Annotated in this window: 12 protein-coding genes; 6 read left to right on the top strand and 6 right to left on the bottom strand. The window is 68.1% G+C overall.

Annotated elements, in window-relative coordinates; all coding sequences use genetic code 11:
- Positions 1-80 precede the first annotated feature (80 nt).
- A complete protein-coding gene (locus ACQR1H_RS17320; RefSeq protein WP_315802767.1) occupies positions 81-593 on the top strand; it encodes a GNAT family N-acetyltransferase in 513 nt (170 codons plus the stop codon).
- 134 nt (positions 594-727) lie between these two features.
- On the opposite strand, the gene ACQR1H_RS17315 is transcribed toward ACQR1H_RS17320, so the two are convergent.
- From ACQR1H_RS17315 to ACQR1H_RS17290, 6 genes are all read right to left on the bottom strand, one after another.
- Positions 728-3,055: a TonB-dependent receptor domain-containing protein gene (locus ACQR1H_RS17315; RefSeq protein ID WP_434907996.1), complete on the bottom strand. Its 2,328-nt coding sequence runs from the start codon at positions 3,053-3,055 to the stop codon at positions 728-730.
- A gap of 159 nt (positions 3,056-3,214) precedes the next feature.
- A complete protein-coding gene (locus ACQR1H_RS17310; RefSeq protein ID WP_315802768.1) occupies positions 3,215-3,586 on the bottom strand; it encodes a DUF2946 family protein in 372 nt (123 codons plus the stop codon).
- 205 nt (positions 3,587-3,791) lie between these two features.
- Positions 3,792-5,855, bottom strand: coding sequence for a hypothetical protein (locus tag ACQR1H_RS17305; protein ID WP_316238219.1), 2,064 nt, complete (start codon positions 5,853-5,855; stop codon positions 3,792-3,794).
- A 181-nt stretch (positions 5,856-6,036) separates the two neighbouring features.
- On the bottom strand, positions 6,037-8,859 hold the full coding sequence (locus tag ACQR1H_RS17300) for a DUF4159 domain-containing protein (RefSeq protein ID WP_316217334.1): 2,823 nt from the start codon (positions 8,857-8,859) through the stop codon (positions 6,037-6,039).
- Positions 8,856-9,812 (bottom strand): DUF58 domain-containing protein, encoded by a 957-nt coding sequence (locus ACQR1H_RS17295; protein WP_434887421.1) that lies wholly within the window; start codon positions 9,810-9,812, stop codon positions 8,856-8,858. The genes ACQR1H_RS17300 and ACQR1H_RS17295 overlap by 4 nt, the downstream gene beginning before the upstream one ends.
- Entirely contained in the window at positions 9,812-10,810 is a 999-nt protein-coding gene (locus ACQR1H_RS17290) for an AAA family ATPase (RefSeq protein WP_315802772.1), read from the bottom strand. The genes ACQR1H_RS17295 and ACQR1H_RS17290 overlap by 1 nt, the downstream gene beginning before the upstream one ends.
- 265 nt (positions 10,811-11,075) lie before the next feature.
- On the opposite strand from ACQR1H_RS17290, the gene ACQR1H_RS17285 reads away from it, so the two are divergent.
- Genes ACQR1H_RS17285 through ACQR1H_RS17265 form a run of 5 tightly spaced genes read left to right on the top strand, consistent with a single transcriptional unit; the run spans position 11,076 to position 14,647 of the window.
- Positions 11,076-11,696 (top strand): DUF1285 domain-containing protein, encoded by a 621-nt coding sequence (locus ACQR1H_RS17285; RefSeq protein WP_434887422.1) that lies wholly within the window; start codon positions 11,076-11,078, stop codon positions 11,694-11,696.
- 8 nt (positions 11,697-11,704) lie between these two features.
- On the top strand, positions 11,705-12,367 hold the full coding sequence (locus ACQR1H_RS17280) for a CoA pyrophosphatase (RefSeq protein ID WP_434887423.1): 663 nt from the start codon (positions 11,705-11,707) through the stop codon (positions 12,365-12,367).
- Positions 12,364-12,627, top strand: a complete 264-nt coding sequence (locus ACQR1H_RS17275; RefSeq protein WP_434887424.1) for a DUF6111 family protein — start codon at positions 12,364-12,366, stop codon at positions 12,625-12,627. Before ACQR1H_RS17280 ends, ACQR1H_RS17275 begins: the two co-directional genes overlap by 4 nt.
- Positions 12,624-13,874: a CCA tRNA nucleotidyltransferase gene (locus ACQR1H_RS17270; RefSeq protein WP_434887425.1), complete on the top strand. Its 1,251-nt coding sequence runs from the start codon at positions 12,624-12,626 to the stop codon at positions 13,872-13,874. Before ACQR1H_RS17275 ends, ACQR1H_RS17270 begins: the two co-directional genes overlap by 4 nt.
- A complete protein-coding gene (locus tag ACQR1H_RS17265) occupies positions 13,871-14,647 on the top strand; it encodes a TSUP family transporter (RefSeq protein WP_434894219.1) in 777 nt (258 codons plus the stop codon). The genes ACQR1H_RS17270 and ACQR1H_RS17265 overlap by 4 nt, the downstream gene beginning before the upstream one ends.
- The last annotated feature ends 3 nt before the right edge of the window (positions 14,648-14,650 follow it).

Raw genomic sequence — 14,650 nt, 5'->3', positions numbered from 1 at the left:
CGGAGCGGGAGAATGCTGTCAACACGTGGACGGCCCGCCCATGGACCGCGCCGCTCCAGAATGCTATCTCGCCACCCCACATGAGTGACCTGTCCATTACGATCTCCGCCGAAAAGCCGGGCGACGCGCAGGCGATCGAGCGGCTGCATGAGCGCACCTTCGGCCCCGGCCGCTTCGTGCTGAGCGCCTACCGCTTACGCGAGCATGTCGATCATCTGCTCGCATTGTCGTTCACCGCTCATATCGGCACTTTGCTGGTCGGCTCGGTGCGGCAACTGCCGATCTGCGTCGGCGACACCAAGGCGCTGATGCTCGGGCCGCTGACGGTCGAGCCGCCGTTCCGCAAGCACGGCATCGGCCGCATGCTGATGGAGCGTTCGGTCGCGGACGCGCGGGCGCAGGGCCACCGCTTGATACTGCTGGTGGGGGACGCGGCCTACTACACGCGCGTCGGCTTCAAGCCGGTGCCGAAGGGCAGGGCGATCATGCCGGGACCGGTGGACTACAACCGGCTGCTGGTGAACGAGCTGATCGAGGGCGCGTTCGAGGGCGTCGAGGGCGCGATCCGGCCCGATTGGGATTACGCGCGCTGACGTTTTCCGTCATTGCGAGCGAAGCGACGCAACCCAGACTCCCGACGGAAATCTGGATTGCTTCGTCGCTTCGGTCCTCGCAATGACGAGGGGGAGCGCAGGTTGCTTTCCTCCACGCCCCACCGAATTCGCAATCAGAACTTCAGATTGGCAAAGATCCGCACGCCGATGCCGGGCAGCAGCACCTCGTCCTTGGTGTAGGAGACCGAGTTGCGGATCTTCTCGTTGAGCAGATTGTTGCCGACGAGGCCGACCAGCATCTCGCGCGCGCCGAACATGTTCGGGTTGAGCTTGGTCCGGTAGCTGACCTCGGCCTTGAGCAGGTTGTAGCCTGGCGTCGGCGTCTCCGCGATCGGCGCGATATCGTTCTGCGCGAAGGCGTGCAGCAGATTGATGCGGGTCAGCCAGTTGGCATCGCGCCAGAACAGGCCGCCGCCGACGCGCATCGGCGGAATCCGCGGCACATTGGTGCCGTCCGCGAAGGTGGCGCGGACGACGTCGAGCTGGTTCTCGATGCCCCAGATGCCGGTGCCGAGCGAAGCGACATCGAACTGGCTCTGGAACTCGAAGCCGCGGAACAGCGCGTTGCGCTGCGAGTAGACCGCCTGGTTCAGCTCGGTGCCGGTGGTGCCGCAGGAGGCAAAATCGTCGCCGCACATCACGCCGGTCAGCCGCCGATAGATGAAGTTGCTGAACTGCGTGTAGTAGGCGGTGGCCTCGAAGCGGAAAGGGCCGGTGGCCTTGCGCAGTCCGGCCTCGACGGTTTTGGCCGTCTCGATGGTCAGGTTCGGATTGCCGATGTCGAAGGTTGCGGTCGCATCATGGCCGCCGCGCGAGAACAACTCGGCTGGCTTCGGCGCGCGCTCGACATATTGCGCGGTGACGCTCGCCACGAGATCGCCCGGCAGGTTCTGCAACAGGCCGACGCTGGCGCTCTTCGGCGTGTACGACGGATTGCGGGCGATGTTGGCCTGTGGCGTGCCGTCCGGCAGATAGTCGACCGGGAAGTTCGGCGTGGAGCCGTTCAATGAGACGTGCTCGATGCGGGCTGCGACCTGCGCCTTGGTCGCCGGTGTGAAGGCGAACTCGTTGAAGACGTAGCCGGCGACGCGGTTGTTGGTGTTGGGGCCGAACAGTCCGTTGAACACCGAGCCGGGATTGTCGGGGCTCGGCGCATTCAGCTCCTGGTGTCCGGCCTGCACGCCGTAGGCGGTCGTGAGCGTCGCGAAGCGCAGATTGACTGGCATCATCTGCATCTCGACGCGCGCTTCCTGCTCGCGATTGGTGAAGGTCTGCCGCACGCCGTCGGTGGTCGGATCGGTGACATCGGCGAGACCGATCTCGTTGTGCCGATAGTCGGTCGCACCGGCCCAGAAGCGGATGGCATCGATCGCCGCGGAGTCCGGGCGGTACTCGCCCTTGGCGGTGATCTTGGTCTGGTGCGCGTCGATCCGGGTCCGGCTGTCGGCGCCGTCGATGCCGGGGATATGGTAGAGCGCATCGGTCTGCGTGATCGCAGCGCCGACGAAGCCGCCTGAGAAGAAGTAGCTGCCGCCGAGCGAGGCGCCATCGTTCTGCACGGCGGAGTTCGGCTGCCGGCCGTTCACCGGGCGGGTCTGGTCGAACAGATAGGGGTAGCCGGGAATGGAGTAGTCGCCGGTCTTGCGGCCGTAGGCATCGGCATGGACAGCGAAATTGCCGCCGCCGGCATCGAGCAGCACGCCGCCCTCGACGCCGCGGTCGACCGAGCTGAACGAGGTGCGCGTTTCCGCGGTGACGCAAGGCGCGCTGCCCACGGCCGGCGCGCTCGCCGGCAGGCCATAGGTTTGGAACGGCGCTGTCGAACAGGTCGGCACCGCATTGGGAATGCGGTTGTTGGTGGCGCTCACGACGCCGCCGATCGAGGTCGAGCCGTAGCGCAGCGCCGCGGGGCCGCGGACGACCTCGATCTGGTCGCTGGTGAGCGGATCGATCGGCACGAAATGATCTTCGCCGAGATCGGACGCACCGCCGCCGCCGATGCCGTTCTCGACGATGCCGACGCGGTTGACGTCGAGGCCGCGGATGATCGGCCGGCTCGATGCGCCCGGCGCGAAGCTCGAGCCGGTGATGCCCGGCTTGGAATTCAGGAGATCGCCGAGCGTTGCCGCGCCGGAGCGGCGCAGCTCCTCGTTCGGCACCACCGTGACGGTCGCGAACTGGTCGGTGATGATGGGCGTCACGCCCTGCTGCGGCGGGGGCGGCGCGGTCTGTGCCTCGCGCGCGGGCGCCGGCGTGCGTGGGCCGCTGCGCGCCACGCGCGCGGTGGGATTGGGCCGCGGCACCACCGGCTTGCGGGCACGGATCGGGCTCGGTGCGGTCACTGTGACCTCGGGCAGTTCGGCCGCCGGCTTCGCCGGATCGTCAGCGCGCGCGGGCGCACTCAAAACGCACAACATGGCTGCGGCGCTGCAGCCCGACATCAAGGCTCTCGACAACATCTTTCAATTCCTGATCCTGATCAGGCGTCCCACGTCTTTCGTTGCTGGCGGGATGCGCCTGCCGTCGGGTTGCGACGGACCCATTCCTGCACGCGGCCGCCGTGCGCTCGCGCAGCGGGGCAGCGTTTCGAGCGGCTCAGATCAGGCGGTGGGAGGAGCGCGCGGCTGGAAGGCGGTGTCGACGACGACGGCCGCGACAGTGGCGGTGATCGCATCGGGCAGCCGGAATGCGACCGCTTCAGGAGGCGTCAGAACGGGCGCCGGTGACAGCAGGATCGACTGCGCCATCGCCATGACGGCGCAGATGGCGCAGCCGTCAGCGGATGGCTGCTGGTCGGGGTCCTGGCTTGCGGGAGAGGAGCCGGTATGGGCCTGCGCCGTCGTGAGACGGCCGCCGCCCAGCGCCTGCGCGGAGAGCCAATGAACGTGGCCGAACGCGAGCGCGAATTGCAGCACCAGCGCAAACAGCGCCAGCCGCGAGACATCCTTGATGTTCGCGCGAAACCAGCTCATCGCCAGCTCTGGCTCATGTAAATCGGCCTCATGTGAATAGGCCACCCCGTTCGGCTGGGAGGATGATCAGCCGTTGTTACAATGTAACATCGCAAGGGGGCTTCACACCTGTCAATCAGCGCACTGCGACGGCGGGTGGAATCCCCGTCGCTGTGCCCTTCGCGCCACGTCGCACGAGGCGGTGGCGCGTGCTCGTGTCGTTGTGTCAGCGACCCTCGCGCACCCAGGTGGCGGCGAGCGCGCCGAGCAGCAGCAACAGGCCGATCACGCCGGCGAACATCGGCAGCACGCCGACGCCCTTGACGACGCTGGCGTCGCGCATCCGCACGCCCATCCAGCCGTCGCCGCTGAACAGCGTCGATGACCTGACGGGGACGATGCGCGGCATGTCGATGCCGGATCCGTCGGCGATGCGGCGGGCGTCGCCGCCGGTGGCCTGTGCCAGCGGCTTCAGCGTCTCGGTGGTCGAAGTGACCTCGGAGAATTCCTTCGGATTGGTCGGGCCGACATTGATGAGCGCCTTCAAGGTGCCGTCCGTGGCCTGCCACAGGCCGAGCTCGTTGGCCGGCAAGGTCGCGCGCCATTCGCCGGGATCGCCCTGGCTCAACGTCAGCTCACGCGTCTGGCCGGACGGCGAAGTCACGGTGACCGGCGGCACGGTGTCGCCCATGGTCTGGCGGATGACGGCGAGATCCTTGCCCTGGATCTGGAGTCGCAGCGCCTCCTCATCCAGGTCAGGCTGCTGCATCAGCCAGTGCGACGTGCGTCGGAGCAGGTCGAGATGCGGACCGCCGCCCTCGTAGCCGCGCGCCCACAGCCAGATGTGGTCGGATAGCAGCAGCGCGACGCGGCCGGCGCCGAAGCGCGACAGCAGCAAGAGCGGCTTGCCGTCGGCGCCGGTCATCACCGGCGGGCTGACCGCATTGCGCGTCTCGACGGTGCGGAAGAAGCGGCTCCAGCGCGGCGGTTCGGAGCCCGAGCCTTCGAGGCCGCGCGTCACCGGATGCCGTTTGCCGGCGTCGGACAGATGCGCATAGAACGGCTTCTCGGTGACGCCGACCGGCTCGGCGGGCAGCACCGAGTCGAGCGGTGTGCGCCAGATGCTGGTGTTGGAGGCGTAGTCCGGGCCGGCCGAGACCAGCACCGCGCCGCCATTGCGCACGTAGCGCGCGATGTTGTCGAAATAGGCGACCGGCAGCACGCCCTGGCGGGCATAGCGGTCGAAGATGATCAGCTGGAATTCGTTGATCTTCTGCTGAAACAGCTCGCGGGTCGGAAACGCGATCAGCGACAGCTCGTTGATCGGGGTGCCGTCCTGCTTCTCCGGTGGCCGGAGGATCGTGAAGTGGACGAGATCGATGCTGGCGTCTGACTTCAACAGGTTGCGCCAGGTACGCTCGCCCGAATGCGGCTCGCCCGACACCAGCAGCACGCGCAGCTTGTCGCGGACGCCATCGATCGAGACCACCGCGCGGTTGTTGACGAGGGTCAGCTCGTTGTCGAGCGGCGAGGCTTCGATCTCGACGATGTTCTGACCTTCGTGCTTGACGTCGACGTCGACATTGGCAGCCTGGCCGCTGGTCAAGGTGCGCTCGCTGATGACCTCGCCGTCGCGGCGGATCACGACCTTCGCGCTGGCGCCCGCGATGCCCTGATCATCGAGCCGGAAGCTGATGGTCTGGGGCTGGCCGACGATGCCGAAACGAGGGGCCGCGGTGATCGCGACGCGGCGGTCACGCTCGGCCTTCTGGCCCGTGATCAGGGCCTGCAGCGGAGCCTGGAAGCCGAGCGCGGCGAGGTTGCCGGGAATGTCGTGCACGCGGCCATCAGTGATCATGAAGGCGCCCGCGACCCGATCGACGGGGACGTCCGACAGGGCCGATGTCAGCGCGCTGAACAGATGCGTGCCGTCGGTCTCGCCGTCCGCCTGGCCGGCATCGACCACGCGGACCTCGAGGCCCTTGATCTTCTTCAGGCTGTCGACCAGCGACTCCTGGGCCGCCTGGGTCTGCTTGTTGCGGTCACCGAAATTCTGGCTCGGGCTCTTGTCGACCACGACGGCGGCGACCGAGCTCAGCGGCTCGCGGTCCTCGCGCGTGAACTGCGGATTGGCCAGCGCGAGCGCGATCAAGGCCAGCGCGGTGACGCGGATCCAGGCCGAACGCGAGCGGCCGAGCAACAGCAGCGCCGCGATGACGACGATCGCGCCGATCGCGAGCCACAGCACGATCGGCGGGACCAGAGGTGTGAACGCGATGCCGTAGTTCATGAGGCAAACTCGCTGGCTTCGTCATGGCCGGGCTTGTCCCGGCCATCCACGTCGAGCCGCATGAAAGGTTGGACGTGGATGCCCGGGCCTTCGCCGCGCCGAAGCGGCTTCGGCCGCGCAGGCGGGACAAGCCCGGGCATGATGGTGGAGGTTTTGGCGCGATCAACGCGCATAACTGGCATCATTGCCCGAGCCGTTCGATCAGCGCCGGTGCGTGCACCTGATCAGCCTTGTAGTTGCCGGTCAGCGTGTACATCACGATGTTGACGCCGGCGCGGAAGGCGAATTCGCGCTGCCGCGGCTCGCCCGGAACCATCGGCAGCATGGCCTGGCCGTCGGGGCGGATGGCCCAGGCACCGGCCAGATCGTTGGAGGTGATGATGATCGGCGAGACACCGTCGCCGCCGCGCGCCGGGCGCGAGGCGCTGTCCTCGTCCTCGTCCTTCGGCAGCGCCTCGACCCAGGTCTGTCCTGTGGTGAAGCGGCCGGGGAAGTCGCGCAGCAGGTAGAACGTCTTGGTCAGCACGTGCTCGCGCGGCACCGGCTCGAGCTCGGGCACATCGAGCGACGACAGGATCTCGCGCAGCGACTGCATGCCCGGGGTCTGCTGCGCGCCGTTCTCGCCGGGGGGCGCCTCGACCGCGTCGCGGGTATCGAAGATCACTGTGCCGCCCTGCTTCATGTAGGCATCGATCTTGTTGATCGCGTCCTGCGGCGGCTTCGGCACGCCCGGCACGATCGGCCAGTAGATCAGCGGGAAGAAGGCAAGCTCGTCATGGGCGGGATCGACGCCGACGGGATCGCCGGCTTCGAGCGCCGTTCGCTGCGCCAGGAACAAGGTCAGTCCGGTCAGCCCGGCCTTGACGATGGAATCGACGTCGGCATTGCCGGTCACGACATAGGCAAGCCGCGTCTGCGACACCGCGCGCATCGCGAAATCATCGCTTGCCGCATCGGCGCGCGCGGTGGTCGGCATTGCGACGGCGAGCAGGGCGCCGGTTGCAAGCACCGCAAGCGCGATGGACGCGGGTGCCGCGCGTCGCCGCCGTGCGAGCGAGGCCAGCGCGCCGCCGAGGAGAGCGACGATGACCGCGTCGATCAGGAACAGCAGCAGTGCGGTCGACAGCAGGATGCCCCGGAGATCGCGCGGCTCGGCGGTGGTGTAGCTGGCGCGGTTGGCGCGCAGCGCCGACGTGTCGAGCTGAAGAATGCGATCGGCGGGGCTCAGCGTGTTCACTGCGGTGGGTCCCTCGGCTGGGCCATAGAATCCGGGCGGATGATCCAGCGAAGCCCGGTCGTTGAAATCGGCCGGCAGCGGCTTGGCGGTCGAAGGCGGCGGTCCGAAGGCGCCGAAGCCGTCGAGGATGTGCAGCGGTGCCAGCGTGGCCTTGGCGGTCTCGCCAGCGGGACCCGGTCCCGGCGTCGAGGTGTAGCCGGACATGTCGACGATGCGGCGGAGCATCTCGACCATCGCGCCGGACATCGGCAGATCGGACCAGCGCATGTCCGCGCTGACGTGGAACAGCGCGATCACGCCTTTGCCGCGATGCTCGCCGGTGACGAGCGGCGTGCCGTCCTCCAGCGATGCCCAGCTCTTGGTCGCCAGCACGGCGTCGGGCTCGGCGAGGACCTGGCGGTTGACGGTGACGTCCCTCGGGACAGTGATGCCGGCGAACGGGCCGTCGGCAGCAAACGCTGCCAGATGCTGCGGCTTCTCCCAGGTCAGGCTGCCGCCGAGCGTGCGGCCGCCGCGGCGCAGCTTGACCGGCACGAGATCGTCGTCGCCTTGCGCGAGGCGCGGTCCGGCGAAACGGACCAGCACGCCGCCGTTCTCGATCCAGCCATTGAGCCGGTCGCGCAGCTCCGGAGACAGCGTGCCGACATCGGCCATCACGATCATCGGCACCTTCTGGTCGAGGAATTGCGTGATGACCTGCTGCGGCGCACCGCGGTCGCCGAGCCGGAGATCGGCGAACGGCGACAGCGCGCGGGTGAGGTAGAAGGTCGGGGCGAGCAGCGGCTGCGCGGTGTCGCTGGTGGCGCCGGAGACGATGCCGACGGCGCGGCGGCGCCAGCGCTTGTCGAGCAACTGCACGGCTCCGGCCGAGCGCTCGCCCGCAATCTCCAGCCGGGTGATGTCGTTGCGCAGCTCGACGGGCAGGTCGAAGCTCGCCTCGGCGTCGTGCGCGCCGGCGGCGAAGCTGAATTGTGCCTCGCCGAGCGGCGAGCCCTTGGCATCGAGCGCGCGGACGATGCCACCGGGAACGGAGAGATCGGCGCGCAGCACCTTCACCGTCATCTTGGCGGCGGCGTTCTCAGCACCGGCGAGCGCCAGCGGCGAGGGCGTGCCGCCTTCGAACACCGTCAGGCTGCGGTCGCCGATGGTCTTGGCGAGACCCGTCACGAACTCGCTGCCGCGGCCGGGATCGACGCCGTCGGAGAACCACATGATCTCGGCATCGCCGGTCGCCTTCAGGAAGCGATCGAGCTGCGGCAGCGCATCGGCGCGCTCGGTCGTGTAGGCCTTGGGCGTGATCTGGCGCAGCGCGACGCGCGCCGCGCCGGCCGCCATCAAGGTGAGGTCACGCGCGGGCTCCGACAGCGGCAGCAGCGCGACGCCGCGGCGGTCGGCATCGGCATTGGCGATGATCTCGTCGGCGGCCCTGATGCGGGTGTCCCAGCTTGCGGCCGCGCTCCAGCTGTCGTCGAGCAGCAGCACCAGCGGCGCCTTGCTGCCGACGGCCTCGGTGCGCGGATTCCAGATCGGACCGGCCGCGGCGAAGATCACCAGCGCCGCCGCGATCAGCCGCAGCAGGGTCAGCCACCAGGGCGAGCGCGACGGTGTCTCTTCCTTGGGCGTGATGTCGAACAGGAGGCGGGTCGGCGGAAACTCGATCCGGCGCGGCCGCGGCGGCATCACCCGCAGCAGCCACCACAGCACCGGCAGGCTGACGAGGCCGGTCAGCAGCAGCGGTTCGGCGAACGACAGCGGCAGGCCCATCATGCGCCGAGCCCTCCGGGGCCAGCGCCCACTTTGACGCCGCCGCGCGCGCCGACCTTCGCGGTCGTCATGCCGGCGTGCAGGAACAGCAGCAGCTCGGCGGCCGAGCGGCTGGTGGTGTGGGTGGTGAACAGCCAGTCGAGCCTGCCGGTCTCGGCGCGGATCTGGTCGCGATGCAGCGCCACGCGGGCGACGTAGTCCTGCGCCCAGCTCTCGGCGCGGCCGGCGGTGATCACCTCGCCGCCTTCCGGCTCGACGAACTCGACGCGGCCGGAATAGGGGAAGGTCTCCTCGGCGGGATCGACCACCTGGACCATCGTGCCGTGTGCGCCCGATGCGGACAGGCCGGCCAGCATGGTGCTGATCTCCGAGATCGGCGACCAGAAGTCCGACAGCACGACGATCTCGGCGAGCGCCGAGGGGACGAAGGACGGCGGCAGGCTCGGCCTGACCGTCTCATCGTGCAGCATCGCTTGCGCGATGCGGTCGATCACGTTGCGGCTCGCGGTCGGATTGATCAGGCCGGGAATACCGACGCGCTCGCCGCCGGCGACCAGCAGTTCGGCCAGGGCGAAGGTCACGATCAGGGCGCGCTCGAGCTTGCTGTCGCGCGCGCCCTTCGACGCGAAGGCCATCGAGGGCGAGCGGTCCGGCCAGATCCACACCGTGTGCGCCGCCTCCCATTCCTGCTCGCGGACATAGAGATGATCGTCGCGCGCGGAGCGGCGCCAGTCGACGCGCTGCGACGGCTCGCCGGAAACGAAGCGGCGATATTGCCAGAAGCTTTCGCCGGAGCCGGCACGCCGCCGTCCATGCAGGCCGTGGATCACATTGGCGGCGATCTGGCGCGCTTCCAGCACCAGCCGCGGCAGTGACGCCGCGAGCGTTCGGCTTTCGCCATCGGCACGCCGTATCGCGAGAATCTCCTTGTCGGCGTGCCCTGTCGCTGCGGCCATCAGCCAATCCGGCTCTTCAGTTGCCGGATCACGTCCGGAATGGTGCGTCCCTCGGCGCGCGCCGGGAAGGTCAGCGCCATGCGGTGCTTCAGCACGGGCTCGGCGAGATCGAGCACGTCGTCGATCGAGGGCGCGAGGCGGCCGTCGAGCAGCGCGCGCGCGCGCACCGCGAGCATCAGCGATTGGCTGGCGCGCGGACCGGGGCCCCAGGCGATCAGCTTGCCGGCCTCGCCGGCCTCCGGACCGGGACGCGCCGAGCGGACCAGCGACAGGATCGCCTCGACGACGGAATCGCCGACCGGCAGCCGCCGCACCAGCCGCTGCGCCGCAATCAGTGCGTCCGCCGTCATCGCGCCCTTGGCGGCACTCTCCTCGGCGCCGGTGGTCTCGAACAGGATGCGGCGCTCGGCGTCACGATCGGGATAGTCGACGTCGATCTCCATCAGGAAGCGGTCGAGCTGAGCCTCGGGCAGCGGATAGGTTCCTTCCTGCTCCAGCGGATTCTGGGTCGCGAGGACGTGGAAGGGCTTGGGCAGGTCATGGCGGGCGCCTGCAACCGTGATGTGCTGCTCCTGCATGGCTTGCAGCAACGCCGACTGCGTGCGCGGGCTGGCGCGGTTGATCTCGTCCGCCATCAGGAGTTGCGCGAACACCGGGCCGGCGATGAAGCGGAACGAGCGCTTGCCGCCGGCACTCTCGTCGAGCACCTCGGCGCCGAGGATGTCCGACGGCATCAGGTCGGGCGTGAACTGGATGCGCTTGGCATCGAGGCCGAGCGTGACGCCCAGGGTCTCGACCAGCTTGGTCTTGGCAAGGCCGGGGACGCCGATCAGCAGCGCGTGGCCGCCGGACAGGATGGTCACCAGCGTGTTTTCCACCACGCGGTCCTGGCCGAAGATGACGCTGGAGATCGCATCCTTTGCCGCTCGGATCTGGCCGGAGACCTGTTCGGCCGACCGGACGATCGCATCCTCGAGCTTCTCGGCACTCTCAGCCATTCCCGTCGCTCCTTCTGCCCCGCGTCTTCGACTTTCGGACGGACGTTCCGCTCCAGTTTGCCGGGGAAGCGGATGCCAATCTATGCGAAGGCGCTGTATTCGTTGAGTTAAACTATCCCCATATTATCGGCATTACGGGGTATTGACGGCATCACGTTATGGCGACCTTACATGACCTGCAGGGCCGCCAGGAACTTTTGCACAGACGACGGCGATGGAATCTTGCACCAATCGTGCCAAGGTGGACGCAAACTCAAGGCAAACCATGGCGAAGCAAGGGCAGACCACCGACAACGCACTCGGCACCGTCAACGGACTCGATCGGCTGACGTCGGCGGCAACGCAGGCTGGCACATCCGCAAGAGGACTGCCGCCGGTGCATTTGTGGAATCCGCCATTCTGCGGCGATCTCGACATGCGAATCGGCGGTGATGGTAGCTGGTACTACATGGGCACGCCAATCGGTCGGCCGGCGCTGGTGCGACTGTTCTCGACGATCCTCAAGCGCGAGGGTGATCGCTATTTCCTGGTCACGCCGGTGGAGAAGGTCGGCATCCGCGTCGATGATGTCCCCTTCACGGCCGTAGAAATGCGGACGGAGAGCGATGCGCGCGGGCCGTCGCTGCATTTCCGCACCAATGTCGACGACTGGGTCGGGTGCGATGCCGAGCACCGCCTGCGCTTCGAGCCCGGCGAGAGCGGCGGCCTGACGCCCTATCTGCATGTGCGAGCCGATCTCTGGGCCAAGGTGACGCGGGCGCTCTACTACGAGCTTGTTGACATGGGTGAGGAGCGGATGATCGATGGGCGTGTCATGTTCGGCGTGGGGTCCGGCGGCGCGTTCTTCCCCATGGCCGATGCAGAAGAGGTGAGGGCGGCGCTTTGAACCAGCCCATGGTGAGGAACGGGGCCGCCGCTGTGCTCAATTCAGCGGATTTCTTCGCGCGGGGCCGCGCGCGGCTGGGCTTCGACGTTCCGCAGGCCCTGCTCGATCCCGATGTCATTCCGGCCAGCGGAGATTCCGGCACCGACCGCATGCTCGAGATCATCTCCCGCGAGCAGCCGATCCGCCCCGCGGCAGTGCTGATCCCGGTGGTCGACCATCCCGAGCCGACGGTCCTTTTGACCCAGCGCTCGCCGAACCTCTCGAGCCATGCCGGACAGATCGCCTTTCCCGGCGGCAAGATCGACGTCACCGATGCCTCGCCGCTCGATGCCGCCCTGCGCGAGGCCGAGGAGGAGGTCGGGCTCGACCGCAGCTTCGTCGACCCGATCGGCTATCTCGACGTCTACGGCACCGCCTTCGGCTTCCGCATCCTGCCCACGGTGGCGCGGGTGCGGCCCGGATTCACGCTCAAGATCAACGAGGGCGAGGTCGACGACGCCTTCGAGGTGCCGCTGGCCTTCCTGATGGACCCCGCCAATCATCAGCTGCATTCCAAGGAGTTTCGCGGCATGGAGCGCTCGTATTACGCGATGCCGTTCGCCGAGCGCTACATATGGGGCGCCACAGCCGGCATCCTTCGGGTCTTGTACGAACGGATATGCCGGCCATGATCCGTGGCGTGTTGACGGAAATCGGAATTTTCCTCATTCCTTTTGCGGTTTATGTGTTGTTCTTGCTCGCGACCAAATCGGGGCTGTTGGTGCCGGCCAGCTGGCCCTTTCATCTGATCACAAAATTGACGGTGGCGGCGCTGGTGTTGGTGATTGCAAGTCTGGTCCTGGTCGCCGAATTCTCCGGCGCGCCGCCGCGTTCGACCTACGTCCCCGCTCATGTCGAGAACGGCAGGCTCGTTCCAGGGGTCGAGAAATGACCGGCGCGCGGGTGCTGCACGCGCCCTGGCTCTCGTCTGGTCCCGCCGCGCGCGTGCTTGCGCTGCTCAATTGCGACGGCGAGGAGGCGCGGGTGGTCGGCGGCGCCGTGCGCAATGCGCTGCTCGGCATCGCCATCGGCGACATCGACATCGCGACCACGGCGCTGCCGGCGGAGGTGCTCCGGCGCGCCAAGGCGGCGTCGATCAAGAGCGTGCCGACCGGCATCGACCATGGCACCGTGACCCTCGTGCTCGAGGGGCATCCGTTCGAGGTCACCACCCTGCGCGAGGACACCGAGACCTTCGGCCGCAAGGCCAAGGTCGAGTTCGGCCGCGACTGGGTCGGCGACGCGCACCGGCGCGACTTCACCATCAATGCGCTGTCCGTCGGGCCCGATGGCGTGGTGCATGATCACGTCGGCGGCCTCGCCGACATCGCCCAGCGCCGCGTGCGCTTCATCGGCGATCCCGCCCAGCGCATCGCCGAGGATTACTTACGCATCCTGCGCTTCTTCCGCATCCATTCGGCATTCGGTCATGGCGCCCCTGATCGCGACGGCTATCTGGCCTGCATCGCCGGCCGTGCCGGGTTCGCCTCCCTGTCGGCCGAGCGCGTGCGCATGGAGATGCTGAAGCTGCTCGTCACCGACGGCGCGGTCGGCGCGGTCACGGCGATGGCGGATGGCGGGTTGCTGACGGCGATCCTCGGCGGTGTCGCCTATCTCGGTCCGTTCGCCGCGATGATCGGCATCGAGCGCGAGCTGGAGCTGCCGCCGAACGCGGTCCGCCGTCTCGCTGCGCTTGCGGTCGCCGTGACCGAGGATGCGCGCCGTCTCGGCGTCAGACTGAAGCTCTCCAATGCCGAGACCAAGGCGCTCGACGGCATGGGCCATCGCTGGTGGCGGTTCGCTTCCGCCGACGAGGCGCGGGTCCGGCGTCTGCTGTATCGTCTCGGCGAGACCGTCTATCGCGACCGGCTGATGCTCGGCTGGGCGCGGGCGCGCGATCGCGACGACCGGCGCTGGCGCGAGCGTGCGCTGTTGCCGCAGCGCTTCACGCCGCCGAAATTGCCGTTGAAGGCGGCCGATTTCATCGCGCGAGGGGTTGCGGAGGGACCGCTTCTTGGTCATGTGCTCACCCTCGCAGAAGATGCCTGGCTCGCGGCGGACTTTCCGCTCGACGAGGCATCTCTGAACGCGATCGCCGACCAGGCGGCGGCGCGCGTCAACCGCGACGGACGTTCATGAATTTTCTGGCAGGCTTTGCCGACATTTCGCTGCTGCAACTCCTGCTCGTCGCTTCCGTCGCTCTGTTCGCTTCCATCATCGGCGGTCTTGCCGGCTACGGCACGGGCGCCCTCATGCCGCTCGTGCTGGTGCCGATGGTCGGGGCCGAGCCGGTGGTGCCGATCATCGCGATCTCGGCGATTCTCACCAATCTCAGCCGTGTCGTCGCCTATGTCAGCCATGCCGACCGTACCCGCGCCGGAATCGTGATCGCGGCAGCCGCGCTCACGACGGCGCTCGGCGCCTACGGCTACACCCGGCTGACCAATGCCGGCGCGGCCTTCGTGATCGGCACGATGCTGATCATGAGCGTTCCGCTGCGGCGGATCCTGCGCAAGCGCGAGGTCAGGATCGGCAATGGCGGGCTTGCTGCCGGCGCGGTCGGTTATGGCGTGCTGGTCGGCGGCACCTCCGGCTCCGGCGTGATCCTGCTGTCGCTGCTGATGGCCGCCGGCCTCGAAGGCGCCGCGGTCATCGCCACCGACGCGATGATCTCGGTCGCGACGGGCGTCATCAAGATCTCGGTGTTCGGTTTGGCAGGCGTCGTCACGGCGCAAGTGCTGGCCTTCGCGCTGCTGATCGGCGCGGTCGCGGTGCCCGGCGCGTTCCTTGCCAAGGCCTTCGTCGCCCGCATGCCGGTGCACATCCACGCGGCCATCCTCGATGCCGCCGTCATCACCGGCGGCGGCGTGATGATCGCGTCGGCGCTGCGACACCTGCTGCCGGCGGGGTAGCTT

This window comes from Bradyrhizobium sp. HKCCYLRH2015, from assembly GCF_051168215.1.
GTDB lineage: Bacteria > Pseudomonadota > Alphaproteobacteria > Rhizobiales > Xanthobacteraceae > Bradyrhizobium.
The sequence above is the reverse complement of the archived record's forward strand: the minus strand, read 5'-3'. Positions and strand labels throughout refer to the sequence as shown.

Excerpts from the sequence above, each read along its gene's own strand:
- ACQR1H_RS17315 (WP_434907996.1), bottom strand. The coding sequence starts at position 3,055 with ATGTCGGGCTGCAGCGCCGCAGCCATGTTGTGCGTTTTGAGTGCGCCC.
- ACQR1H_RS17320 (WP_315802767.1), top strand. The coding sequence starts at position 81 with ATGAGTGACCTGTCCATTACGATCTCCGCCGAAAAGCCGGGCGACGCG.
- ACQR1H_RS17270 (WP_434887425.1), top strand. The coding sequence starts at position 12,624 with ATGACCGGCGCGCGGGTGCTGCACGCGCCCTGGCTCTCGTCTGGTCCC.
- ACQR1H_RS17285 (WP_434887422.1), top strand. The coding sequence starts at position 11,076 with ATGGCGAAGCAAGGGCAGACCACCGACAACGCACTCGGCACCGTCAAC.
- ACQR1H_RS17300 (WP_316217334.1), bottom strand. The coding sequence starts at position 8,859 with ATGATGGGCCTGCCGCTGTCGTTCGCCGAACCGCTGCTGCTGACCGGC.
- ACQR1H_RS17280 (WP_434887423.1), top strand. The coding sequence starts at position 11,705 with ATGGTGAGGAACGGGGCCGCCGCTGTGCTCAATTCAGCGGATTTCTTC.
- ACQR1H_RS17275 (WP_434887424.1), top strand. The coding sequence starts at position 12,364 with ATGATCCGTGGCGTGTTGACGGAAATCGGAATTTTCCTCATTCCTTTT.
- ACQR1H_RS17310 (WP_315802768.1), bottom strand. The coding sequence starts at position 3,586 with ATGAGCTGGTTTCGCGCGAACATCAAGGATGTCTCGCGGCTGGCGCTG.
- ACQR1H_RS17265 (WP_434894219.1), top strand. The coding sequence starts at position 13,871 with ATGAATTTTCTGGCAGGCTTTGCCGACATTTCGCTGCTGCAACTCCTG.
- ACQR1H_RS17290 (WP_315802772.1), bottom strand. The coding sequence starts at position 10,810 with ATGGCTGAGAGTGCCGAGAAGCTCGAGGATGCGATCGTCCGGTCGGCC.
- ACQR1H_RS17305 (WP_316238219.1), bottom strand. The coding sequence starts at position 5,855 with ATGAACTACGGCATCGCGTTCACACCTCTGGTCCCGCCGATCGTGCTG.
- ACQR1H_RS17295 (WP_434887421.1), bottom strand. The coding sequence starts at position 9,812 with ATGGCCGCAGCGACAGGGCACGCCGACAAGGAGATTCTCGCGATACGG.